The sequence below is a fragment of the Fluviicola sp. genome (genome assembly GCF_039596395.1).
GTDB lineage: Bacteria > Bacteroidota > Bacteroidia > Flavobacteriales_D > Crocinitomicaceae > Fluviicola.
In genome coordinates, this window is record NZ_JBCNJT010000001.1 from 1,774,780 (window position 1) to 1,795,731 (window position 20,952).

At 43.3% G+C, this 20,952-nt stretch carries 27 protein-coding genes; 5 read left to right on the top strand and 22 right to left on the bottom strand.

The annotated features are described in order from the left end of the window. Positions 1-55 precede the first annotated feature (55 nt). Entirely contained in the window at positions 56-2,440 is a 2,385-nt protein-coding gene (locus tag ABDW02_RS07820; protein WP_343633830.1) for a T9SS type A sorting domain-containing protein, read from the top strand. 59 nt (positions 2,441-2,499) lie between these two features. On the opposite strand, the gene ABDW02_RS07825 is transcribed toward ABDW02_RS07820, so the two are convergent. The 7 genes from ABDW02_RS07825 to ABDW02_RS07855 all read right to left on the bottom strand — a co-directional run bounded on the left by ABDW02_RS07825 (position 2,500) and on the right by ABDW02_RS07855 (position 7,705). After that, a complete protein-coding gene (locus ABDW02_RS07825) occupies positions 2,500-3,543 on the bottom strand; it encodes a hypothetical protein (RefSeq protein ID WP_343633832.1) in 1,044 nt (347 codons plus the stop codon). A 64-nt stretch (positions 3,544-3,607) separates the two neighbouring features. Then, the gene (locus ABDW02_RS07830) at positions 3,608-4,744 is read right to left on the bottom strand and encodes a hypothetical protein (RefSeq protein ID WP_343633834.1); all 1,137 of its coding nucleotides are present in this window, start codon (positions 4,742-4,744) and stop codon (positions 3,608-3,610) included. A gap of 118 nt (positions 4,745-4,862) precedes the next feature. After that, positions 4,863-5,282 (bottom strand): SRPBCC family protein, encoded by a 420-nt coding sequence (locus tag ABDW02_RS07835; protein WP_343633836.1) that lies wholly within the window; start codon positions 5,280-5,282, stop codon positions 4,863-4,865. Positions 5,283-5,402: 120 nt separating this feature from the next. Next, on the bottom strand, positions 5,403-5,780 hold the full coding sequence (locus tag ABDW02_RS07840) for a DoxX family protein (RefSeq protein WP_343633838.1): 378 nt from the start codon (positions 5,778-5,780) through the stop codon (positions 5,403-5,405). A 4-nt stretch (positions 5,781-5,784) separates the two neighbouring features. Then, positions 5,785-6,288 carry an SRPBCC domain-containing protein gene (locus ABDW02_RS07845; protein WP_343633840.1) on the bottom strand — a complete coding sequence of 168 codons (504 nt, stop codon included), beginning with the start codon at positions 6,286-6,288 and terminating at the stop codon, positions 5,785-5,787. Between the two features lie 137 nt (positions 6,289-6,425). After that, entirely contained in the window at positions 6,426-7,391 is a 966-nt protein-coding gene (locus ABDW02_RS07850) for an SRPBCC domain-containing protein (RefSeq protein ID WP_343633842.1), read from the bottom strand. Further along, positions 7,388-7,705 (bottom strand): metalloregulator ArsR/SmtB family transcription factor, encoded by a 318-nt coding sequence (locus ABDW02_RS07855; RefSeq protein WP_343633844.1) that lies wholly within the window; start codon positions 7,703-7,705, stop codon positions 7,388-7,390. Before ABDW02_RS07855 ends, ABDW02_RS07850 begins: the two co-directional genes overlap by 4 nt. A gap of 147 nt (positions 7,706-7,852) precedes the next feature. On the opposite strand from ABDW02_RS07855, the gene ABDW02_RS07860 reads away from it, so the two are divergent. After that, positions 7,853-7,996, top strand: a complete 144-nt coding sequence (locus ABDW02_RS07860) for an LPXTG cell wall anchor domain-containing protein (protein WP_343633846.1) — start codon at positions 7,853-7,855, stop codon at positions 7,994-7,996. Between the two features lie 17 nt (positions 7,997-8,013). Continuing rightward, entirely contained in the window at positions 8,014-8,199 is a 186-nt protein-coding gene (locus tag ABDW02_RS07865) for a hypothetical protein (RefSeq protein ID WP_343633848.1), read from the top strand. A gap of 78 nt (positions 8,200-8,277) precedes the next feature. Here the strand turns inward: ABDW02_RS07865 and ABDW02_RS07870 are convergent, their stop codons facing one another. Next, positions 8,278-9,009 (bottom strand): hypothetical protein, encoded by a 732-nt coding sequence (locus ABDW02_RS07870; RefSeq protein ID WP_343633849.1) that lies wholly within the window; start codon positions 9,007-9,009, stop codon positions 8,278-8,280. Between the two features lie 156 nt (positions 9,010-9,165). On the opposite strand from ABDW02_RS07870, the gene ABDW02_RS07875 reads away from it, so the two are divergent. Further along, entirely contained in the window at positions 9,166-10,482 is a 1,317-nt protein-coding gene (locus tag ABDW02_RS07875; protein ID WP_343633851.1) for a T9SS type A sorting domain-containing protein, read from the top strand. Between the two features lie 66 nt (positions 10,483-10,548). On the opposite strand, the gene ABDW02_RS07880 is transcribed toward ABDW02_RS07875, so the two are convergent. The 4 genes from ABDW02_RS07880 to ABDW02_RS07895 form a co-directional block, all read right to left on the bottom strand. Continuing rightward, entirely contained in the window at positions 10,549-11,310 is a 762-nt protein-coding gene (locus ABDW02_RS07880) for an SDR family oxidoreductase (RefSeq protein WP_343633853.1), read from the bottom strand. A gap of 72 nt (positions 11,311-11,382) precedes the next feature. Further along, positions 11,383-11,781: an AraC family transcriptional regulator gene (locus ABDW02_RS07885; RefSeq protein ID WP_343633855.1), complete on the bottom strand. Its 399-nt coding sequence runs from the start codon at positions 11,779-11,781 to the stop codon at positions 11,383-11,385. Between the two features lie 30 nt (positions 11,782-11,811). After that, positions 11,812-12,144 carry a hypothetical protein gene (locus ABDW02_RS07890; RefSeq protein WP_343633857.1) on the bottom strand — a complete coding sequence of 111 codons (333 nt, stop codon included), beginning with the start codon at positions 12,142-12,144 and terminating at the stop codon, positions 11,812-11,814. Beyond that, on the bottom strand, positions 12,141-12,497 hold the full coding sequence (locus ABDW02_RS07895) for a hypothetical protein (RefSeq protein ID WP_343633859.1): 357 nt from the start codon (positions 12,495-12,497) through the stop codon (positions 12,141-12,143). The genes ABDW02_RS07890 and ABDW02_RS07895 overlap by 4 nt, the downstream gene beginning before the upstream one ends. Positions 12,498-12,539: 42 nt before the next feature. Between ABDW02_RS07895 and ABDW02_RS07900 the strand changes: the two genes are divergently transcribed. Continuing rightward, positions 12,540-12,887 (top strand): hypothetical protein, encoded by a 348-nt coding sequence (locus ABDW02_RS07900; protein WP_343633861.1) that lies wholly within the window; start codon positions 12,540-12,542, stop codon positions 12,885-12,887. Between the two features lie 16 nt (positions 12,888-12,903). Here the strand turns inward: ABDW02_RS07900 and ABDW02_RS07905 are convergent, their stop codons facing one another. The 10 genes from ABDW02_RS07905 to ABDW02_RS07950 all read right to left on the bottom strand — a co-directional run bounded on the left by ABDW02_RS07905 (position 12,904) and on the right by ABDW02_RS07950 (position 20,829). Then, positions 12,904-13,476 (bottom strand): YdeI/OmpD-associated family protein, encoded by a 573-nt coding sequence (locus ABDW02_RS07905; RefSeq protein WP_343633863.1) that lies wholly within the window; start codon positions 13,474-13,476, stop codon positions 12,904-12,906. 323 nt (positions 13,477-13,799) lie between these two features. Then, positions 13,800-14,216: a DUF1761 domain-containing protein gene (locus ABDW02_RS07910; protein ID WP_343633865.1), complete on the bottom strand. Its 417-nt coding sequence runs from the start codon at positions 14,214-14,216 to the stop codon at positions 13,800-13,802. Between the two features lie 245 nt (positions 14,217-14,461). Beyond that, complete coding sequence (locus ABDW02_RS07915) at positions 14,462-15,451, bottom strand: response regulator transcription factor (RefSeq protein ID WP_343633867.1); 990 nt, start codon at positions 15,449-15,451, stop codon at positions 14,462-14,464. A 479-nt stretch (positions 15,452-15,930) separates the two neighbouring features. Beyond that, positions 15,931-16,380, bottom strand: coding sequence for an SRPBCC domain-containing protein (locus ABDW02_RS07920; RefSeq protein ID WP_343633869.1), 450 nt, complete (start codon positions 16,378-16,380; stop codon positions 15,931-15,933). 174 nt (positions 16,381-16,554) lie between these two features. Continuing rightward, the gene (locus tag ABDW02_RS07925) at positions 16,555-17,115 is read right to left on the bottom strand and encodes a DUF4256 domain-containing protein (protein ID WP_343633871.1); all 561 of its coding nucleotides are present in this window, start codon (positions 17,113-17,115) and stop codon (positions 16,555-16,557) included. Continuing rightward, positions 17,108-17,728 (bottom strand): DUF1801 domain-containing protein, encoded by a 621-nt coding sequence (locus ABDW02_RS07930; protein ID WP_343634253.1) that lies wholly within the window; start codon positions 17,726-17,728, stop codon positions 17,108-17,110. Before ABDW02_RS07930 ends, ABDW02_RS07925 begins: the two co-directional genes overlap by 8 nt. A 5-nt stretch (positions 17,729-17,733) precedes the next feature. Further along, positions 17,734-19,392, bottom strand: coding sequence for a serine hydrolase (locus ABDW02_RS07935; RefSeq protein ID WP_343633873.1), 1,659 nt, complete (start codon positions 19,390-19,392; stop codon positions 17,734-17,736). Positions 19,393-19,541: 149 nt separating this feature from the next. Further along, the gene (locus ABDW02_RS07940; RefSeq protein ID WP_343633875.1) at positions 19,542-19,913 is read right to left on the bottom strand and encodes a DoxX family protein; all 372 of its coding nucleotides are present in this window, start codon (positions 19,911-19,913) and stop codon (positions 19,542-19,544) included. Positions 19,914-19,990: 77 nt separating this feature from the next. After that, positions 19,991-20,446: an SRPBCC domain-containing protein gene (locus ABDW02_RS07945; protein ID WP_343633877.1), complete on the bottom strand. Its 456-nt coding sequence runs from the start codon at positions 20,444-20,446 to the stop codon at positions 19,991-19,993. A gap of 59 nt (positions 20,447-20,505) precedes the next feature. Further along, entirely contained in the window at positions 20,506-20,829 is a 324-nt protein-coding gene (locus ABDW02_RS07950) for a metalloregulator ArsR/SmtB family transcription factor (protein WP_343633879.1), read from the bottom strand. Positions 20,830-20,952: the final 123 nt, after the last annotated feature.

The following is a 20,952-nucleotide window of genomic DNA, read 5'->3' on the forward strand; positions in this document are numbered from 1 at the left end:
TTTTGAAAGTAGTCATTCCTGACCTCACACCTGATGTTTTTTTTAAATAAACACCATGAAACAAACACTTATAATAATCAGCATCTGTTGCTCAATCAGTTCTTTGTTCGCACAGAACTGGACAGGTGCTCTGAATTCGGATTGGAACAACGCTTCCAATTGGTCTTCCGCTCCTTCAAACGGAGATAATATTACGATCGATCCGGCGAATTATACCGGGGCTATGGCACAACCGGTCATTTCAGGCAATTCAAATTTCACACCGGCAGAAATGCTTGTCCAAAACGGGGCGCAGCTAACTATTTCTGCTGCACTGAACACAAGCGATCGCGTAGAGATTATCGGGAACGGAACGGTTGTTACGATTACTAATTCCGGGGCTTTTTCCCTGATCGGAGGCGGAAATAATGCCCGCTTGATCTTTGTAGATGATGCTCATTTGCAAATGAACGGCGGTAGTTTATCCAGCGGACAGCGCCTGCTGTTTGAATTGGGAGCTACCGGAACCATTAACGCAGGAACAGTAACGGTTGGAGAAACCATCGCATTGGTAGACGGAAGCGCATTAGGTTCCAGCAAACTGGTACAAAACGGGGGAACCATTACCACCAATGCCGAATTTGGCTTTGAGAATGAGGCCGGAGTTTACTATCCGACCTTTGAACAAAACGGTGGAATCTTGAATATCAACGGCGCATTGGTTTGGCTGGGCGCAGCTCCCGGAGCAGGAACCGGTTATTTCCGTTCAACCGGCGGAACGGTGAAAGTGACCGGAACAATCGGGAATGATCCCACAAGTACCATGAACATGCATTTGGAATTAACCGGAAACAGTGCATTATTGGAAAATTCAGGAACTGCTGTTCAATTGCTTAACGGTGATTCGGTTATTTTGAATAACCATGCAACCTGGAAAGACTTGAATGCAGCTGTCTGGACCAATAACGGAAGTGTGTATGCTGCCGATTCTTCCTTATTCCTGACAGGGAATACTGTTTTCAACGGAAACGGAAGTTATCAACTTGATTTTCTAACCATTCCTACCGGGAAAAGCCTTACCCACATTTCTCCGCTAGTATTGAGTGTAAGCGGGGATTTATCCGTATCGGGTTCCTTCAATCACCATTCAAATATCCTGAATTTGAACGGGTCGAAAAACCAGGTGGTTGATCATGCTTCGAACAACCTGATGCTTTACGGGCTTCGCATTGAAAATAACGCAAACGGCCCTGCAGATGGCGGATACGGGATTTCCCTGAATACTTCGGTAAATATTTCTTCCGAACTTCAACTAAACAACGGAATCGTTGTATGCGATCCGCTTTCACTGGTGAAACTAGCCGATAATACAACGCTTTCGGGAGAATCCGACACCACGTTTATCGTCGGTTACGTGGAAAAAACCGGAAATGATGCGTTTGTTTTTCCTGTAGGAACGCTTCCTGACAGATACCGCCCTTTGTCAATCACAGCACCGGCATCTCCAGGTACAGTGATTAAAGCCGGCTATGTAAACAATTCCTACAGCAACTTAACTCCTGTTGAAGCTCCGATGCAAAGTGTCAGTTCGTTGGAATACTGGGACTTTACCAATTCAAGCACTGCAGACCCGGTTGGTGTAACTGTTGGCTGGAACAACGCGATGCAAAGCGGTTTGAGCGATTGTGCGGATATCACATTAACGGTTTGGAACGGTTCCCAATGGGCTTTTGTCCCTTCCGGCACTTCCGGGTTATGTAACGGAACGAATGAAGGAACACTTTTTTCGACTAATAATTTACCGGTACACGGCCCTGTTACGATTGGCTTTACCAGTAATGTTACACAGCAACACATCACGTTGTGCAGCGGAGATTCGGTAATTGTAGGGTCAAATAGCTATTCTGCCGACGGAACTTATTTTGATGTATTGCAGGACATCAACGGAGACGACAGTACAGTAGTAACCGTTGTCAGCGTTTTAGCCCCGGTCATTCAATCCATTACGGATAATATTACTTCCATAACGGTTGTTGCGCCAACAGCAAGCAATTTGGTTTGGATCAATTGCGCGGACGAAAGCCCGGCAAACGGTACCGGATCATTTACATTCACACCGTCAGCAAACGGAACGTACGCCGTGATAGCATCAAACACTAACGGATGTAGCGATACCAGTGATTGTATTGTAATCGATCAGCTGAGTCTTCCGGAGTTCAGTAACAATCAACTGGAAATTTACCCGAACCCAGTTACAGGAAATGGTTTTCTGACCATTCTAGCCGAAGCTTCTGAGTTTACGATCCAAAGCCTGGACGGTAAGATCATTCAACCGAAATCAGTGACACTCGTAAATGAAAAAGCTGTAATTGAATTACCGGATTTGAGACACGGAGTTTACCTCATCACAGAAAAAGCGAAAGGTTCAGGTTTACGCACAAGTCGTTTCAGCGTTCAGTAAGACTTCTGATAATTAACTAAAAATCCCCTGATTTATCGTCAGGGGATTTTTTAATTCGTTTATGGCCGGTCTACAAAATCGAAGAAGAAGGCAAAACCGTATTTCTCCTGTAGTTCGTGTTTTCGTCTGTCGACACTGAATTTCTGCATGTAAATTTTCGCGCGGTTGGCTTCCGCTTTTCTAATTCCCTGTTCGGTTACGTCATACACCTGGTCTGTTCGCGCAGGATCTACTCCCAGAATATTGTACGACACTATTTCAGCGGGAATTTTACAGTTTTCCTGCTTGTTGGTTGAAGTTTTTTTAAACCACAAGTAAGCTGCTTCCTCCATAATTCCGTAGTCTTTCGGGTGCAAATACCCCGCTTCTACTGCCTGGAAGAGTAATTCTTTGTTTTCCTGGAAAAAGCACTGGGAATGTAAAATGATGTTCATCGGACACTTCAAACGCAACTCGGATTCTTCGGCGTAGTCAGCACTCGTTGTTCCGGCATACAGGTCTTTCTTATTGTTTTTCTTGTAAAAGTCTTTCAGCATATCACTGGTCGTAATCCCAAGCAGGTGTTCATTCGGAAAGATGCCTTTTTTCACCAGATAATCCCGGATGTAAATGCGGGCTTTGTTCTCACTTGCATGAAATTGCGGACTGTCGGCTCCTGCTTTTAATTTCAAACTGTCTGATTCGTAGCACAACTGACAAATCGTTTGCTGCAATTCCTTATCAATATGTGGCTCCACATAATTTCGCTTAAAGTTTTGATTGATGCGTTTATACAAATTTGGCTGATACCTGTCTTTGATAAATTTACTTGCAACAACAGATTTCAAAGGCATTCCATTCTGAAAAGCAATTTTCAGGTAATGATCAAAACGCGCTGTATCATTCAAATAAAGTGCAATCTGCGCCGCAATGTAAGGATCCTTCAGAAACGGTTTGTTACCGGCAAAAGCTTTGTCGTAGTACTTGAAGCAGGAAGAGTCCATTTTCTGCACAAATTCTTCCTCCGCCTTGTTGACCATATGGTAGTAGTCCACATAAGACTTCTCTTGTGAAAACAGGTTGAAAGCGGTCAGCATGAAAAGACCGAGGATGTATTTCTTCATAACAGTTTAATTGTCCGGACCAAATGTAAACATAATCTTCGTGTCTTCAAATCCGGGACGATGCTTACCTCAAATTGCTTTTCTCTTCTATCTGCACAAACTTTCCGGCGCTCATCATGAATTTCATTCCGTTCAGCTTAAAGGTTTTCCCGTTTCCCATCTGGGCAATATTGGTCAGATCTTCTTCCATGGTGTGTACACTTCCGCCTGTAGCGTAAGCAAGGTCCAGGTAAAGTGTATTCATGCGGTCTTTGACGCCACAAACTACTATTTTCAAAGGAACTTTCTGCTGTTTGAGGAATTCTACCAATTTCATATCGCAGGGATCTTCCCAGTTGTCTGCGATCAAAACCACATTATTCTTGTTTTCCGGGTATTTTTGAATGGCATAGCAGATCGCTTCCAGGTCATTTTCGATGTGATTTCCCTTCTCCATCGCCGTAAATGCAAGGTCAATCACTTTATCAGCATTGGATGATTCAATGGTCCAGATACCGGTCGGATCGAGTACTTTTGTTTGCGTATTGCTGTTTTCCTCATCATCGTTGAAGAAGACGATCTGTTTGAAGGTTTTCAGCTTCTGGTTGGCTTTGATCCACAAGAGAATTTGCGCGGTATACGGAGCCATGCTTCCGGTAACATCTGTTACTACCAGCATGTTCTTCCAGGTTGGTTGTCTTTCAAAGACTTTCAAAATACTCGAATCCTGCGGAGATGCTTTTTGTTCCACCACATCCAGGATCAGTTTGTGTTCTTCCTGGTAGGTCGGCATTTTGCGGTAATAGATCTCGAACCCGTGAAAGTAGTTTTGCATATCTCTTTGCGATTCCACACCGGTTTGCTTCACGATATTCCAGTCGATGATGCTGCTGTTAAATGCTTCGGGAAGCAAGATGTACAATTCCAGGATGCGCCGGCGGTTCAATTCGGTGAAATCCATCCCGTAGGGATAATCGGAATAAATCAGATCGACACGGATAATGGTCTGATCTTTCAGGGCTTTTACATCTTCCGGGTTCAGGATCGTATGTTCACCGGGAGTCATGCGGATTTTTGCAACACTGAATCCGTTTTCAATGGGCCGGTACTTCGCGACTTTTAGTGTGTCGCCGAAACGAAAGTTTTCCCTGATCGAGACTTGAGCGGTAGTTGTCTTTCCTATCCAAAGAAAGAGTAACAAAAGTGGAAGTAAAGTTTTCATACTCCTATAACACAAGGAATTGAAAAAAGTAACACTCCCTTATTATGAATTGCGAATGCCGAATTTAACTCCTAAAATGATGCTATGCGTACAAAATCATTTGATTCGGCATTCGTCATTAATTGTTCTCTGTGTATTTTTTGAAATTATCCAGGATTGCCTGCCAGCCTGCTTGCTGCATTTCAACCGGATTCTGGCCTTCTGCATCAAATGTTTCCACCACTTTGGTTTCGTTGCCGCCATCGCTGGTGAAAGTAATGTGGGTCTGCCGGCCATCGTCCATGGTATAGCTGATAAACTGATGTGTAGTCACTTCGTCGTAGACACCTCCGAAATCAAATCCGAAGCTACCGTCTTTTGCTTCCATTCTTGCTGTAAAACGGCCTCCCGCGCGCAGGTCATTTTCCGATTTCGGCGTGTGCCAATCCGGTGAAGCGCTGTTCCACTGTTTGATGTGTTCGGGCTCATTCCAATAATCCCACACTTTTTCGATCGGTGCATTTACCGTAGTTTGTACCGTGATTTTTGTCTTTTCCATGTTTTTCTTTTTAAAAGAAATGTTCCAAAGAGATCAAACGGTTTAAAAAGTTCAAATGTTCAAGAAATGAACTTTGAAACTTTCAGCTAATCTCTTTTAAAATTCCTGTATTAAAATTAGTTATTTAAATAAAGCCGCATACTTCGACCGGTTATCAATCATGATCCAGGCCAGCACTGCTGCCAGAATCAATGCAATGGGTAAACCGGAAGGTGCATGAAAGATATGTGTTAAAAGAATTCCGACCATGATGGGGAAGATCATCAGCGCACCCAATGCACGGTATTTGGGAATAATCACCAAAACACCTCCGATGATTTCTACTACCGCAACCAAAGGCATCAACCAACCGATCGTTTCGAACGCCTGTACCAATTTCAACATGTTTTCCGGCATGTCCTTCGGCATTGGCATGTATTGGAAAATTTTGTTGAGCCCGGAATTGATGAACATCAAACCAAAAAGCAGGCTGATCACAAATAAGATCTTATTTTTCATCTTCTTATTTTTTAAGCTTTGGTAATAATTCGTCCAATTGCTCCATCCCGATAGACAAGCCTTCTTTGAAGCCCATTTTAATGGTTTCTTCCAATTGCGCCAGGTCATCGTAAGTGATGAGGATCGTTACTTCCGTTCTATCGCCTTTCTCCTCAAAGGAAACCTCCCATTTCGATTGCGGCATGTCTTTGTTGATTGTACCGTTGCTATCGGTAAAAGCGTCTGTGCCTGTAAAGGAACTTTCCGGGCGTATTTTGGTGTAATTGGTTACCGACCAGTGTTCTTGTCCGCCCGGGCCTACCATCGCATACAGCCAGGTTCCGCCATCTCTGAAATCCATGCTTTTTGTGCGTGCGTTCCAGGGTTTCGGGCCCCACCACTGGTCCAGGATTTCGCTTTTGGTGTATGCATCCCAAACCAGGGATCTTTCTGCCGCAAATTCTCTTTTTACGGTAATTGTTCTGTTGTCTTTATCTACAGAAAAATCAAATGCCAAATTGTGATTCATAATCTTGATTTTAAAATGTTTAATGGATTTAGATGGATCAAAAAGTTCAAAAAGGGAGTTCAAAAGAATGCCTTGAACAATGGAACTTTTAAACTTTTGATCCTTATGCGCCGGGGCAGATGAATTTGAATTATAAGTTACTCATTATTGTAATTAATCATCCAGTTAATTCCGTATTTATCTGTAAAAGAACCGTAGTATGCACCGAAGAACATGTCTTCCAGCGGCATGGTGATGGTTCCACCGGCAGAAAGTTCATCAAAAATGCGTTTCGCTTCTTCCCTGGTTTCCGGTTCTACAGAAATATGCATGTTGTTTCCGGACGTGAGGGTGAATCCCATTTCTTTGGGAGCGTCTGTTCCCATCAGCACGTGGTTCGGAGCGATCGGCAATTCGATGTGAAGGATCATATCTTTTACTGCTTCTGCTACCGGCGGGTGATTTCCATCTGCAGGAATGTCACCGAACCGCTGGATTCCTTTCCCTGAGAAGTCTGTTTTGAACACTGATTGATAGAACAGGAACGCTTCCTCTGTATTTCCCGGGAAATTCAGGTAAGTGCAAACTCTTGGCAAGCGTTTCGGCTTGAGTTCATTGCGCAATTTGAATTTCATTTCAATGTACTGATCCAGGTTTTCCATTGCCATGGAGAATCCTTCCTTAAATCCGTAGGAAATGATCTTTTCCAAATCTTCGAGTGAATCGTATTTGATGGTAATGTTTACCGTTGTATTTTCACCTTTCGCAGAGAATTCATTGTTCCAGAATGAACGCGGGAATGCCTCATTCAACGTTCCGTTCTCATCACAAAAACCATCCAGTCCGGAGTAGGATTTTTGGTTTTCAATGGATTGGTAATCCAATTTGCACCAGTGGATTTCATTTTCCGGTGAGATCATGCAGTACAGCCACATCCCTCCCACTTTGAAATCCATGGATTTCGTTTTGGTTTGAAAAGGTTTGGGTGCCCACCACAAGTCCAGTAATTCAGGTTTGGTCCAGGCATCCCACACCAGGGAAAGGTTTGCGGCAAAATCGCGCGTTACGTGAATGGTGTTGTTTTCCTTGTTTACGGAAAAATCAAAAAGCAGATTTGAATTCATTTGTCTTTCTTTAAAGTTGCTAATACGTCGTCTAATTGGTTGAAACGGCTTTCCCAGATCCTTTTGAACTGTTGCAGCCAGTGATCGATCTCTTTCATTTTATCGCCATTGAGTTGATAATAAATTTCTCTTCCCGATTGGTTCTGTTGCAGGAGTTCGCATTCGGTGAGAATCCGTAAATGTTTGGAAACTGCCTGACGGGTGGTGTCGAAATGCTCGGCCAGGGCATTCGGTGTCATGGACTGAACAGCCACCAGCAGGATAATTGCTCTGCGGGTAGGGTCTGCTATTGCTTGAAAAACATCTCTTCTCATTGTGTTGAATTTTAAATCCGAAACCAATCGGTTTCACAAATATATATGCAACTGATCGGTTTCACAAATTTTTATGCGATTTTTTTTGTAAATTCATGGAACAAACAAAATCCAGGTGGCATTTATACCTGATTTAAACCCATTTCTATGATTAACGGTTTTCTTTTAATAGCTGCAGCAGTAACGGATCCGGAAACAGACACCTCTATTCTCTGGTACATTCTGCCCACCAGTGGTTTTGCTTTATTACTTTCGCTTTACTTTATTATCAAACGAAGAAGAAAAAAGTAAAACCAACCTGTTATTGAATGAAACAATTTACCCTCCTGTTCCTCCTTTCTCTTTCGATCGGTTCATTGACCCAAACTTCTTTGCAGTGTCGGAACTCCTATGAATGGGAGTCCTCCCTGCAGGCAATCCGTATTACTCCTTCTCCGCATTCCTACGCAAGATTCCCGGCTCCAACTGACCCCGATGAAAAAAACAGTTGCTGATCATAGAAATTGTATCTGTTTCGCTGGTCGTTCTTTTGATTCTCTATTTACTTTTACGGAATACCAAATCTTAGTCAGTTAATAGGTTCTTCTCCTCAGCCAAACCTCTGAGTACTGGTTTTCAGCATGCACATTCGCCCATTTATCGGGCGTAAGCATCATATTGCCGGTTTGCAGCGAAACGTGTTTTACGCGGAATGGCCGTTTCACGCCATCCACTTCCAGGTAAAAGCGATTGTTTGCCCAATAGTGGTGCAGGTTTTTCGCCTCTACATGAACTTGTTCCTGTAATTTCCACGGATATGACACTAAGATCGCATCGTATTCAACGGAAACCTCACCGGTAGGAATTTCCCAATCGCCGTACAGGCAAACCGGGTTGATGTACCCTTTTATAAATTTGGCCAGTTCATTTACCGGCAGGCCGTCTTTGATCAAATAATACCTTTCCCCGTAAGGCAAATCACTGGTCAGGATCAGCGAATCGTTCCGGAAATCGATTGAAAATCCTTCTTCAAGCCCGCTGTTCCATTTGATCCGCAATTCTTTTCCTTTTTCACTCACACTGCTCACTTCCTGCAGGCAGCAAGGATAATCGATCTCGTACACTTTCTCCTCCTGAAAGAGCCAGTGCAGATTCGGAAAGATCCAACGGTATGGACCGGGATCCGGAAATTCCGAGCTAATCAATTTATTATCACACCTGATTGCGGTTAAAATCCAGGCTCCTTCCAGTTTGGAAGAACTACTGTCTTGTGCAAGCACTTTGAATGAACAGCAAATCAGTATCAGTATCCCAATTAATTTCATCCGGTTATTCGATTGACATTTTCATTAAAGATAGTAAAGGATCATTCCCTGAGCCAATTTCCGGCTGTTTACCGCGCAAATATTCATTCCTATAACTTCCATTTGGGAAATTTGAATTTTCATTCTACATTCGGACACACACTTTAAACTATTCACATGAAAAGAAAAATCTCAAGCATCTTGCTATTATTCTTAGCAAGCATTTCACACAGCCAGGTCGTAACTGATGATTTAAACTGGGTATCATCGACTCCAGTCAGTTCAGCAACCAGTCCCAATTTTGATTTTTGCGGCGGTTCAACTGTAAATTACCGAATTACCAGCGGAACTCACCAGTTTATGAATGTGAGCGGAGCTCCGAACGGAATTATCATTCCCGCAAACACCCTTACCGATGTTTCTACGGCTATCCCGATAAACATTGAGTTCTCCTCGGAGGTCTGTAATCTCCGGATCCATTTTGTAGACATCGACGGACTCCAGAATGAAAGTATTACCGACATTTCGCCTGCATACAGCAGTTTGACCGCACCGTTTTTCGATCCGGGTTCTTCCATGGATGCCGTGGATGCAACAACTGATAATGCTTCCGGATGGGTTACCTGGACCGGTACACTGAGCAATGTTACTTTCACCCATTCACGCCCGGGTGCCGGTTTCGGATTAATTGTGGATTCCATTTATTTTGAATGCTGTAATCCGTGCCCATGTCCTTACGAAGTAGAACTTACAGCGGTAAACTCTGTAGAGCCGGATGGATCTACCTCGTCTGAAGTAACCATTAACACAATGGGAGAAGCAGTGCGTTCCATCTGCATTGATCTTCCATTCTATGTGTCCAATGTGGATGACAATTGCCTGAAATGTGATCCGGCGAAAACGGAACAATTCGGAACCATTGTCAGCGCCGGAACTATCTCGGGTGCAACCGGTGTGCTGCACGATCCGCACAATCTGGGGTATTCCCGGAAAATTTGCTGGAACTTCCCTGTTCCTACGGTTGTTAATACCAGCGTTCAACTGGATCTGAGTTTCCCTCCGGTACTGGATTTGAGTTGCTGTAAAAATTCGGTCAGCTATTGCTACGATGTGAAATTTGTCAATAAAGACTGTTCTTCCTGCGAATTTACGGTGTGTACCAAATTCCCGCAGGCAGCCGCGCCAAAAGCAGGAAATCCGGCTCAACAAGACGAACAGGGAGCCGTACTTTCACCCTACAATGATTTTATTGCAACCAACGGGTTCCTGGTAACCCCAAATCCTTCCGACGGAAAAGTAGAGGTCCAAATAACCGATGAAACACTTATCGGCGGGAAATTAGCGGTGAGCACAAGTGCCGGTAAGACGGTTCTTACTGCTCCTGTAAACAGAACGACTGAAACATTCCATGTATCCACATTTTCCAAAGGAACCTACGTGGTTTCGATCGAGAATAACGGGCACATTTCCTCCACGATGCTGATCGTGAAATAAAAATAAGTTTTCGATGAAAGCCGGTTTACCTGAGTAGACCGGCTTTTTTGTTTACATCGTAACCTTTTACAAATTGGCTCCTCCTGAAATTTCTATGCGCTGTGCATTTACCCATTTCGCATCATCCGAACACAGGAAAGCAACTACACTTCCGATATCGTCCGGTAACCCTACACGCCCCAATGCTGTTTGGGAAGCAAGCAGGTGATTCAATTCCGGGTTGTCGCGCACGGCGCCCCCCTGGATATCTGTTTCAATTGCTCCTGGAGCAACGACATTTGCCCTGATCCGGCGATCTCCCAATTCTTTTGCCAGGTAAACCGTGTACTTTTCGATTGCTCCTTTCATAGCAGCGTAAGTTCCGTAGCCAGGCGTTGCAAAGCGCGTTAAACCGGAGGACACATTTACAATTCCGCCGTTTTCATTGAGAAAGGGAATTATTTTTTGAGTAAGCAGGAAAGGTCCTTTGAAATGCACCAGGAACAATTCATCCAATTGCTCTTCAGTGATAGCATCCAAACCGGCATAATGAATAAACCCGGCATTATTGACCAGGAAATCAATATTCGGATTTCCCTCGTGTTCCATTAAATGTGCCTGCATTTCTTTCAGAAAAGTGTCAAAGGATTTTGGATCGGTGAGGTCCAAACGGTACGCTATTGCTTTTTGACCCAGCGATAAGATCTCATCCACTACTTTTTCAGCTTCTTTTTGGTTGGAATGATATGTGAGAATCATATTCAACCCTTTTTTGGCCAGGCTGACAGCCATATCCCGTCCAAGTCCTCTGCTACCTCCTGTTACGAGTGCGATTTTACTTCTTGTCATTTTTTTGATACTAAAAATTAATGACCCAAAAGTAGGCGGACAGTTTTTCTGAATACTGGTGAGAATTTCAGTTTAAATGGTGAGGATTTCAGTTTTTTGCAAAAGCAATGTTTCCCGGTATTGCTTCGGAGTCATCCCGGAGAAATGTTTGAAAAATTTGGTAAAGTTGGACGGATCGTACGTTAAATGCGCTGCAATCTCAGCAATGCTCCTGTTATTTTCAGCAAGCATGCGTTTGGCTATAACGAGTATTTTTTCTTCGTAATAAAAGCACGGATGATTACCGGTCGTCAGTTTAACCGTGTTTGTCAAATGGGTCGGATGAATATGCAGGATATTGGCAAAATCCCGGATGCCAAACATCTTATCGGCCCTACCCTCCTCGATATCGAGCAAATGCTTATCCAGTTCTTTCAAATAATCAGCGGTAATCTCGTGTTGACGGGCCATTATTTTCTGAGGAATTTTCATGTTTCGAAAGTACGACAAATCAGCAAAACCTCATTTTTTAAGTCTAAACTTTCTCCGGAAGATGAGAAATGTTGCCAGTACGCTTACCAGCGGAACGCCTATGCACAGCGAATCAATCAACAGCTTGTTCCGGTTATAAGGCATTTTTCCGGTTATTGAAAACACGGTACAAAAGGAAACAACCAGCACCACGGCCAGCAGGGTTTTCCCAGCGGATTTCCATTTGATACAGGCGATGAAAATGGTCAAAGCGATCAGGGTGAGCAAATCATAGAAAAGCGAAACCAATACTTCTTGTCCGTTAGCAAAGGCGGCAACCGGTAAGGTCATTCCTACAAACAAAAGAAACCGATTCTTATTCATTGGCTTGTTCTTATTTGGGCCAGGAATTTCAGGAAGCTCAGTCGTGCTGAACACTGCGGACAGAACTTGTCTTTGATAACCTGTGGTTCTTTCAAGTCACTTACGAATTCAAAATGCTGGAACCCGATCCGTTTCCCGTTGGTGAAACCAAAGTATTCCGGCCTGTGAGAACCAAAATCTACTGCGCAGAAGTCACAGAGTGTCAGACGCATTCCCCGGTAGACTTCGTAAGTGGTATAGGTATGAAGTCCCTGATGCAGGTGATTTATTTCAAGCGGATCCCAGCCGCAATCATCGCAGGGAGCACAATCGCGCACTTCGAGTGGGTGGTAGCAAACCGGACATTGTTCCATTATTTTCCCAATTTAGTTATTTTTAGGATAAATGCCGTTTTTATGTACCGATTCTTCCTCCTGCTCCTGGTTTTTATTCCTGCTTCCTGCCAGACACTCCATACACATATGCCGAAAGGTACTATGAGCGACGAGTCTATCCTGGAGTTAAAGCTGGATTACCGTTCCATTTCTACTTATAAAGTAATAGGTACTGTTCAAAACAATTCTAAAAACCGGGTTTATGATGTCCGTGTACGGATTGAGATTATCCACGCCGACCAGTCAACTGCTGTGGAACATTTTGTCATTCCCAGGATTAACCCGTATGAAAATTACAAATTTAAAAAGTCAACGGAAGACATGCTGGGAACCGAATTAAGACTGCAGATCCAATCTTCACATTATTAGTGACACCGGTTTTGCATTAAAATTGCTTCGGTTTTGATTTGCGGGAAGCATGTTCCGCCAGTTCATCGATGCGTTTCTGCCTGGTTTCCGGTCGTTTGGCACTCACCAGCCAATACAGCATCATCTTTTTAACCGACTTACTCAGGCCCAAAAAGTATTCCAGCGCTCCGTCGTAATTGCTGAGTGCTGATTCGAAGTCTTCGGGAAGGGTGAGCGCTTCTACTTCATCGAGAATCGTCCAGGAACCATTTTCCTTTGCCCGTTCAATGCTCTCATAACCGGCTGGTGTCATCTGTCCGTTTTCAATCAGGCGCTCGATTTTATCCTTATTGATCTTCGACCAGGTACTTTTGGCTTTGCGCTTACTGAAGAACTGGTGCGCCTTTTCGGAGTCGACAGCAACTTTCTTACTGTCTATCCAGCCGAAACACAGGGCTTCGTCTACTGCTTCGCTCCAGGTAAGTGTTGGTTTCCCGGATGATTTCTTATAGAAAACCACCCAAACAGCCTGTTCTTTCACATGGTTTTTCTCCAGCCATTGACGCCATTGGGTGCGGTTTTCGGGGTAAAAAACAGTTATTTCGCTCATTGTTTATTCATTTGGGGTGATATGCAGTTGGTTTATCAACCACATAGCACACAGAGAACACATAGTTTTTTGGTATCTAATGGCTGACAAGTACGCAAAAGTGCATAAAAGTAATTTGCATTCCTTAATCGCGAAGAAAAGGAGATTTCTGTAGGAAAACTAGCAATAGCCTGTTCTTTTGATGTGGTTTTTCTCCAGCCATTGACGCCATTGGGTGCGGTTTTCGGGGTGAAAAACGGCTATTTCACTCATAATTTATTGATTTGATGGACTATGTAGCAATTTTAACCACATAGTCCACATAAGATCACATAGTTTTTTTGTTATCTAATGGCTGACAAAATACTGCAAACGATCAACATACCAACCAGGTGGAACGTTCCACTGATGATTCCGTAGGGAATTGGTTTCGGCATGTTGGGATTGATAGCTATGTTTACCGTATTGGAAAAGAGATAGCCAACTCCCGCGATCAAAGCAAATTCAGTGGCATTTGCCAGGGTTTGAATTCCCAAAGCGCGCATCAATAAAGCACTCGTAATAGTAATGACTAAGGAACAAACCATCGGGCCAATGAAAAAGATGGGTGTTGAATTTTGGAGTTTCTCTCCTTCTTTCCCCAAAGATCTGGCATATTGCTTTTTGAAAAAGACCGTGAACCAAAGTGCTCCCAATACCGAATAAGCCACAAATGCAACAACTACGCTTAGCCAATTGATGGCTGAAATAAACTGAATCATACTTCTATTTTTTGAATGTTCCACAAAAATAAATGCGGGTTGTGACAGCCTTATGTCAGGGGTAGAAACAGAATGAGAATGAGAAGCAGAATGAGAATCCAAAGCAGATTTTCAATCGCTTCGGATTAAATGAGAATCCAAAGCAGGTCAGCCGCGGCTGATCGCTTCGGTTAAATGAGAACGCCTTCGCTGAAGCTATTCGTTGCGAAATGAGAAACGGTAAAAGGAACAATAAATCCTGCCAGTTAATTCACGATGAATTTGTAACCTACTCCGCGGATGTTGACAATTTTGATGCGGGTGTCGGGTTCGAGTTTTTTACGGAGTTTCGAGATAAAGACATCCAGTGTTCTGCCGATGTAATCGCCTTCATCGCCCCAGACGACTTTGAGGATGTGTTCGCGCTCAACGGTTGTATTGACGTGGGTGAAAAGAACTGAAAGCAGATCGGATTCCTTGCTGGAAAGTTCGGTCGTTTCTCCTGAACAGGTGATTGTCATGTTCTTCTGATCAAAGGCGGTATCTCCTATGCGGATTACATCCGGATTGCCGGTTTCAGCGGGTGAAACGGGTACGGATCTTTTCTTCCGGAAGTAAACAAACAACCCGATGAACGCACAAATGGAACCCAAAGGCAGCGCAATCATGGAATAGGCGGACTTACCGGGAACAACTGCCGGTTCTTTTTGGGCTCGAACGGATTGCTTTCGGGAAGAAACAGGATGAGTTGCCGCCGGATTCTCCATGAAAGCCGGCTGAACAGGAGCCGAATGATACAGGGAGCCGACATGGAGATTGTACCGTTTCAACACGGTGAGGTAAATGACGTAGCACGCTTTGGATTGATAACGTGGTCCGCACGGCATGAGTTCGGGGTTCACCGAATCTCCTTTTTCATAGCTGTAAACTATTTCGTCGTTCTCACAGCGCTTTACTTCTACGATGTAGCTGCTTGCTGCTTTCATCTGAAGCATCACCTGATCAACCGTGGCTGCCAGATCGCCGGGATTAAAACCGAATGCGTTGCCGAACTGGATTTTATAGCTTTCTCCTTCTTTTTCGATGGGAAAAACGCGTGATGTGCTGTCACCGGAATCCAGCAATACCTGGTGACCAATCATCCGCAAGGAAACCAACAGGTGTTTTTCTTCTTTCGGAGTTTGGGCATAACAGGCTGTTCCTCCAGCAAGCAGGTAAAGCAGTACGCCTGTGATAATTTTCAATTTTCCGGACATGGTACTACAAATCTAAGCGAATAGGTATTGAACAGGAAGTGTTCAGACCCTAATTTACATTAATTTACATTTGAAATGAAGTTTTTGGGGAGGAATAATTTACACTTGTGTGCATCTATAAAAGTCACTTCTCCCGAATAATTCTGGACTCATTTACCTTTAATTCCTGTTTGGTGACTTTTGACTCTTCATTCAGTGATCTTTTAGTTTCACTTCATTTGTGTTTTGAACCCCCTGTTACCACAGAGTTTCCGGTTCACCCGAATGAGATTGTTAAGAATTCGGAGATTTGTTACAGGAGTAACGTTTTAATACTATATCTATACTTGACCCGTACTTGATCCGTACTTGACCCATAGGCGACCTATTGGAGCACATTTTTTGGCATTTTCAAAGCGGATTCCGGAAAGTTTTCCAGGTCCGTCCGGTTACATTTCCGGGAAACCAAAAAACATGGTTTGAAGCCTGTTTTTCAATGATCAATCGTGGAATTTCCCTTCTTCGATCAGCTGCTGAATGTAAGTATTTAAGCGTTCGATGTTTTGTTTCTGTCCTTCATCGGCCTTGTGTGCTTTTACGATGGTATTGAACTGCTCTTCGGAATCAAACAGCATGTTCCATTGCAGTTCGGTGCCATTTTCAACTGACTCGAACAAAACGGTAGTTATGAAGTGCGGATTAAAATGCTCGAAAACGATTTTCTTTAAGGGGACGATCTCCCTGTAGATGCTCCTGTTCGGGTAATTTGTGCCATCGGGCCCGTGCAGGGTGAGTTTCCACTCTCCTTCTTCCCGGAAATCCATTTGGTGGATTGTTGTTGAGAAACCGGCCGGTCCCCACCAGTTTACGATCTTTTCGGGATCTGTCCAGGCTTCCCAAATCAATACCAGGGGCGCTGTGAATGTTGCTGTTGTTTGAAGTTCCTGCATATTCTAATAAATGAGTTCAAAAGGTTCAAAATCTTCTTCGCTCTGCGAGCTTCGAAGGTTTAAAAGTTCAAATGTTCCAAACTGTAGCAGACTTGCTTGTTAATCGCTGCGGTTTAAAGGGTTAAAAAAATGTTCAACTTAAAATGCTTTGAACTGTTTAAGCTTTTGAACTCTTTAAACTTTCAGCATTCCGCGGAATCCGCGGGCGGCATAATATGATTCTGCGCCATTGTGGTACGTAAAAACGGTATCATAGCGCCGGTCGCAGAATATTGCTCCTCCCAATTTACGGATTTCTGCCGGAGTTTTTACCCAACTGGATGTTTTTGTATCGAAATTGCCCAGTTGCTGCAATTCGCGGTATTGCTCTTCTGTCAACAGTTCGATCCCCATTTCTGCGGCACGTTCCAGCACGCTTCCTGCAGGTTTGTGTTCTTTGCGGGAATTCCAGGCCTCGCGGTCGTAGCATAAACTGCGGCGCCCTTTGGGACTTTCGGGTGAACAATCGCAAAACAGGTATTCGTCTTTTTGCTGATCGTATCCAATTACGTCCGGCTCGCCTTCCGATGCTTCCATTTCGTCGAGCGACCACAATTTCCCCGGATTTGCTTCCAGTTTGGCCTGTATTTTCGACCATTCCACGTCCGGATGGCGTTTTGTGTTTTTCTCAAAGCGCGCTTTCAGCACTTTGAGCAGTTCTTGTGCTGCTTCTTCGGATAAGGTTTTATTAGTCATTTTTAGCTGCTTTTTTCCGTATCAAATATTCGTTCACATCGTTGAGTCCTTTTCCATCCAGGATATCCGGCATCGATTTTTCAATGCGTGATTCGCGCGTTTTTGCCTGTTTGGGTTGTGAGAAATGCAGGATGTAGGCTCTTTGCCGGCCCGGAGTCAATGCTTCGAACGCTTGTTTCAAAGCAGGAACTTCTTTAAACTTTGCTGTCAACTCATCCGGAACGGGATATTCCTTCGTTTTCTTCAGTTCCACTTTCTTTCCCGATTCCTCCACTTCTACTGCCTGGAAAATGTACTTTTTCAAATCAGAAGCTATTGATTGAATTTCTTTCAGGCTTGTAAACCGCACCTGTCTTGCACTTTGTACATTTTCAGTTTGCTGAATGAGGATTTTTTCCGGGTCTTTCATCAATGCTCCCTTGAAGAACAGCAACGCACAGTATTCTTTGAATACATGGATCAGCACGATGTTTTTCTTCTCATAGGTGTAGCACGGACATCCCCACTTCAAATCTTCTGTGAGGTGACATTCCAGGACGATTTTCCGTAATTCCGCCACCTCCTTTTTCCATTTTTCTTCCTTTTCGAAAAACCAATCAACTTTTGGATTTATCATTATTAATCGTGTTTTTTTGCTCTCAGATTTTTTAAATTTTCTCTAAACGTTTCTAAAAGCGCATCGTTTTTCTCTGCTGCAAGCATAACCGCCTTCTCTTCCATTTCAATGGCTTCATTGATCTTATTATTCTGATCCAACACGTATGCGTAACTATCAAACACATTTCCAGATTCCGAAAAAAGTTCAGTATTCAGTTTCAAAACAAATTCTGCAGCATTATAATCGTTCATCCCCAGGTAATAATAACCAACTCCATTCAACAAGCTTTCTTTTTCTTCCTCAGATTCCCCGTTCAACGATACTGCTTTTTTAAAATATTCTGTTGCCTGCTCCTGAGACTGTTCAGATAACAGTATTTTGGCGTATTCCGAAAAGATTGCAGGAGATCGGGGAAATACCTGCAAAGAATGGTTTAGCACTTGCTTTGCCTCATTCATTTTCTTTTCTCTCACCAAGTATTCACTTAACAGGATCATTTCTTCTTCCGAAATGTAATAATCAGCTCTTTCTTTTTCCTTTCGGTGATCAAACTCAACAAGTGCACATTCTATCCCTTGCGAGTATATCTCACAACCCAATTTCTGCACCAAAGACATAAGTACCGGATTCCTGTAGGGCTCTTTGTTAATCGTTCTCAACAGTGAAATTCCCTTTAAATCCACGGCAGGAAAATCAAAATTATCGGTCATTGCCACCACTTGTTTTCTTTCAGGATTGCGCAGAAAGACGGAACGTGAACCGTAACTTCTTCCTTTGTGCCAGATAACTCTTCCGTTGTTCCGGCTGATCGAAATAAACCAGCCCATTCCATAATAAGATGGTATCGGAGCTCCCAGATCCTTTGCAGTATCGCCACTTGTAAGTATAAATGGCGTGTATGCCAGTTCCTGTAATTCTTTCGACAGTAGCTTATTTTGTCTTAAAGCACAGTCAAATCTGGAAAGGTCTCCCACGCAGGAATAAACATTTTCAGATCCTACCAGGAAATCTTTACGTTGCTGCACAAAATTGACAGAATCGACCGGACTAGCTTCACATGATGCACTGTTCTTCAATTCGTGCGGAACAAGCAAATCCTGCTCCTGAACTCCTTTTGGCAACCAATGAGTAATTTTTTGACTGGAAGGAATAAATGTCCGTTTCATACCAGCCGGTTTGAAAACGTATTTATCCATGTAAACGGCAAACCTCATCAGCGAAACGCGTTCAACAATGACCGCAAGTAATTCATACCCCACATTCGAATAAATCCATTCGGCTCCCGGTTCTGCAAATAACGTCGGTTTATAGCGCTCAAAAATTGCAACCAAGCTGTCATTGTTTACGGGAATTGACAGGTCCACTTCCTCAATCTGGTTCAAACTTTGTTTTAAACCGGAAGTATGAGAAAGTAAATGCTTGATTTTTATATCCGGATAGGGAAATTCGGGGATATATTTCAGTACCTGGTCCTCGATATTCAATTTCCCCTGCTGATGCAACTGCAAAATGGCAAGCGCGGTAAACGGTTTTGAAACAGACCCCAAGTTAAAGATCGAATTGTGTTGAACGATTTCTTTTGTAGTATTATCTCTGAAACCCTCACTTCTTTCAAAAACAGGCTGGCCGTTGACTGCCACCAATAAATCCCCGTTGAAGCACTTTTTTTCTGAAAACAACTGACATAATGAATCCAAAGAGCGAGTGAATTCCTCCTGTGCGTTAATGATATTGCTCCCAAAAACAGGAAGCATTAGAAAGATGCAGCGTAACGTCAAGGACTGTCTTGTTTTCATTTTCAATGTTACAACTTTCTTTTTTTATTCTTTTAAACCGCCAGCTTTCTTTCCGCCGGCCTGAAATACCAAGATACGACAGTTAATACTAAAAGCAAGAGAGAAGGAAAGATTTCACTGGCGGGGCTTCGGGAAACAATGTGTGAAAATGCAGCTCCCGACATCGCGAAGAAAAATCCGGCGTAGGCCCATTCCTTGAGTACTGGAAATTTCGGGATCAAAACGGCAATTACCCCCAATATTTTCCAGATTCCGAGCAATGTGAGCAAATAAGTGGGGTAATGTAAAAAAGCCATACGGGCTACGTCCTGTTCCATTTGAAGCAACTGAACGATCCCGGTTGAAAGCATTCCCAGGCAAAGCCAGATTGTGGCGATCCAATAGATTATTTTTTTTGTTCTCATTTTTTTCAAATTATGAATGATTAATTATGAATTATCAAGCCGGTTATCTTGATAATTATTTTCTTGATAATTGATAATTAGCTCAATATTTCCTGAATGCGATTATGCGCCATATTGATTCCCTGTGCGAAGGGAAGTTTCAGGATCTGGTCACGGATCTCATTTGAGCGGTAGATGACGTGCATGGTCAGTTTACTTCTGTCACCGAACAATTCTTCGAATTCCAGGAATTCCATCTGGGCCCCGAAAGGCGCATTTTCCATTTCAAAGGTGCGGATGATCTTTTGGTTCGGGATAAAGTCGTGAATGGCTCCGCTGAACCCGTGTTTATTTCCCATCGGGTCTGTTGTTTCAAACTGGTAGCTGCCGTGTTTTTTGTTTTCCAGCTTCAGGACTTTTGTGCCCATCCACTGCTCCACGATATCGGCTTCTTCGTAAGCTTTGAACAATAAGTGCAAAGGCAGGTCAAATTCCCGGGTGATGATCAATTCCTGTTTGCCATCCTCGGCGTGAATGTGTGTTTTTCGTTCCATGATACAAGTTCAAGAGTTTAAAAGGTTCAAAGGGTTTAAAGGGTTTAAATACTTCGCAATTATTTTTTCTTTTGATAGTTCTTCATGATCTCTTCGAGCTTGTTGAAGCGTTCATCCCACATTTGGCGGAAAGGTTCTATGAAATCAGCGACTTCTTTCATGCTCTTTGCATTGATGTGATAGTAAATTTCCCGTCCGTTTTGAGTTTGCTGCAGCAATTCGCATTCGGTGAGGATTTGCAGATGTTTGGAAACCGTGGGCCGCGCAGTATCGAAATTGGAAGCTATTGCCCCGGCTGTCATGGATTGGGAAGCCACCAATAACAGGATGGCCCTTCTTGTAGGATCAGCGATTGCCTGAAATACATCTCTTCTTAAATTCATCGTGTAGCTATTTGACTACAAATATATATGAAGTTATTTGACTACGCAAAATTTTTTTTCAAAAAAACACTTGTATAAGGATTATTGTCCGCCTGCGGCAGACATTTTCTTTTTCACGCAGAT

What these genes read in the sequence shown, in the direction of transcription:
- ABDW02_RS07940 (WP_343633875.1), bottom strand. Translation starts at nt 19,913, where the DNA reads ATGAGAACAAAAAAAATAATCTATTGGATCGCCACAATCTGGCTTTGC.
- ABDW02_RS07895 (WP_343633859.1), bottom strand. Translation starts at nt 12,497, where the DNA reads ATGGAACAATGTCCGGTTTGCTACCACCCACTCGAAGTGCGCGATTGT.
- ABDW02_RS07880 (WP_343633853.1), bottom strand. Translation starts at nt 11,310, where the DNA reads ATGACAAGAAGTAAAATCGCACTCGTAACAGGAGGTAGCAGAGGACTT.
- ABDW02_RS07825 (WP_343633832.1), bottom strand. Translation starts at nt 3,543, where the DNA reads ATGAAGAAATACATCCTCGGTCTTTTCATGCTGACCGCTTTCAACCTG.
- ABDW02_RS07905 (WP_343633863.1), bottom strand. Translation starts at nt 13,476, where the DNA reads ATGAGCGAAATAACTGTTTTTTACCCCGAAAACCGCACCCAATGGCGT.
- ABDW02_RS07950 (WP_343633879.1), bottom strand. Translation starts at nt 20,829, where the DNA reads ATGAATTTAAGAAGAGATGTATTTCAGGCAATCGCTGATCCTACAAGA.
- ABDW02_RS07875 (WP_343633851.1), top strand. Translation starts at nt 9,166, where the DNA reads ATGAAAAGAAAAATCTCAAGCATCTTGCTATTATTCTTAGCAAGCATT.
- ABDW02_RS07865 (WP_343633848.1), top strand. Translation starts at nt 8,014, where the DNA reads ATGAAACAATTTACCCTCCTGTTCCTCCTTTCTCTTTCGATCGGTTCA.
- ABDW02_RS07845 (WP_343633840.1), bottom strand. Translation starts at nt 6,288, where the DNA reads ATGAATCACAATTTGGCATTTGATTTTTCTGTAGATAAAGACAACAGA.
- ABDW02_RS07910 (WP_343633865.1), bottom strand. Translation starts at nt 14,216, where the DNA reads ATGATTCAGTTTATTTCAGCCATCAATTGGCTAAGCGTAGTTGTTGCA.
- ABDW02_RS07855 (WP_343633844.1), bottom strand. Translation starts at nt 7,705, where the DNA reads ATGAGAAGAGATGTTTTTCAAGCAATAGCAGACCCTACCCGCAGAGCA.
- ABDW02_RS07915 (WP_343633867.1), bottom strand. Translation starts at nt 15,451, where the DNA reads ATGTCCGGAAAATTGAAAATTATCACAGGCGTACTGCTTTACCTGCTT.
- ABDW02_RS07860 (WP_343633846.1), top strand. Translation starts at nt 7,853, where the DNA reads ATGATTAACGGTTTTCTTTTAATAGCTGCAGCAGTAACGGATCCGGAA.
- ABDW02_RS07900 (WP_343633861.1), top strand. Translation starts at nt 12,540, where the DNA reads ATGTACCGATTCTTCCTCCTGCTCCTGGTTTTTATTCCTGCTTCCTGC.
- ABDW02_RS07945 (WP_343633877.1), bottom strand. Translation starts at nt 20,446, where the DNA reads ATGGAACGAAAAACACACATTCACGCCGAGGATGGCAAACAGGAATTG.
- ABDW02_RS07885 (WP_343633855.1), bottom strand. Translation starts at nt 11,781, where the DNA reads ATGAAAATTCCTCAGAAAATAATGGCCCGTCAACACGAGATTACCGCT.
- ABDW02_RS07830 (WP_343633834.1), bottom strand. Translation starts at nt 4,744, where the DNA reads ATGAAAACTTTACTTCCACTTTTGTTACTCTTTCTTTGGATAGGAAAG.
- ABDW02_RS07890 (WP_343633857.1), bottom strand. Translation starts at nt 12,144, where the DNA reads ATGAATAAGAATCGGTTTCTTTTGTTTGTAGGAATGACCTTACCGGTT.
- ABDW02_RS07835 (WP_343633836.1), bottom strand. Translation starts at nt 5,282, where the DNA reads ATGGAAAAGACAAAAATCACGGTACAAACTACGGTAAATGCACCGATC.
- ABDW02_RS07840 (WP_343633838.1), bottom strand. Translation starts at nt 5,780, where the DNA reads ATGAAAAATAAGATCTTATTTGTGATCAGCCTGCTTTTTGGTTTGATG.
- ABDW02_RS07820 (WP_343633830.1), top strand. Translation starts at nt 56, where the DNA reads ATGAAACAAACACTTATAATAATCAGCATCTGTTGCTCAATCAGTTCT.
- ABDW02_RS07925 (WP_343633871.1), bottom strand. Translation starts at nt 17,115, where the DNA reads ATGACTAATAAAACCTTATCCGAAGAAGCAGCACAAGAACTGCTCAAA.
- ABDW02_RS07850 (WP_343633842.1), bottom strand. Translation starts at nt 7,391, where the DNA reads ATGAATTCAAATCTGCTTTTTGATTTTTCCGTAAACAAGGAAAACAAC.
- ABDW02_RS07870 (WP_343633849.1), bottom strand. Translation starts at nt 9,009, where the DNA reads ATGAAATTAATTGGGATACTGATACTGATTTGCTGTTCATTCAAAGTG.
- ABDW02_RS07920 (WP_343633869.1), bottom strand. Translation starts at nt 16,380, where the DNA reads ATGCAGGAACTTCAAACAACAGCAACATTCACAGCGCCCCTGGTATTG.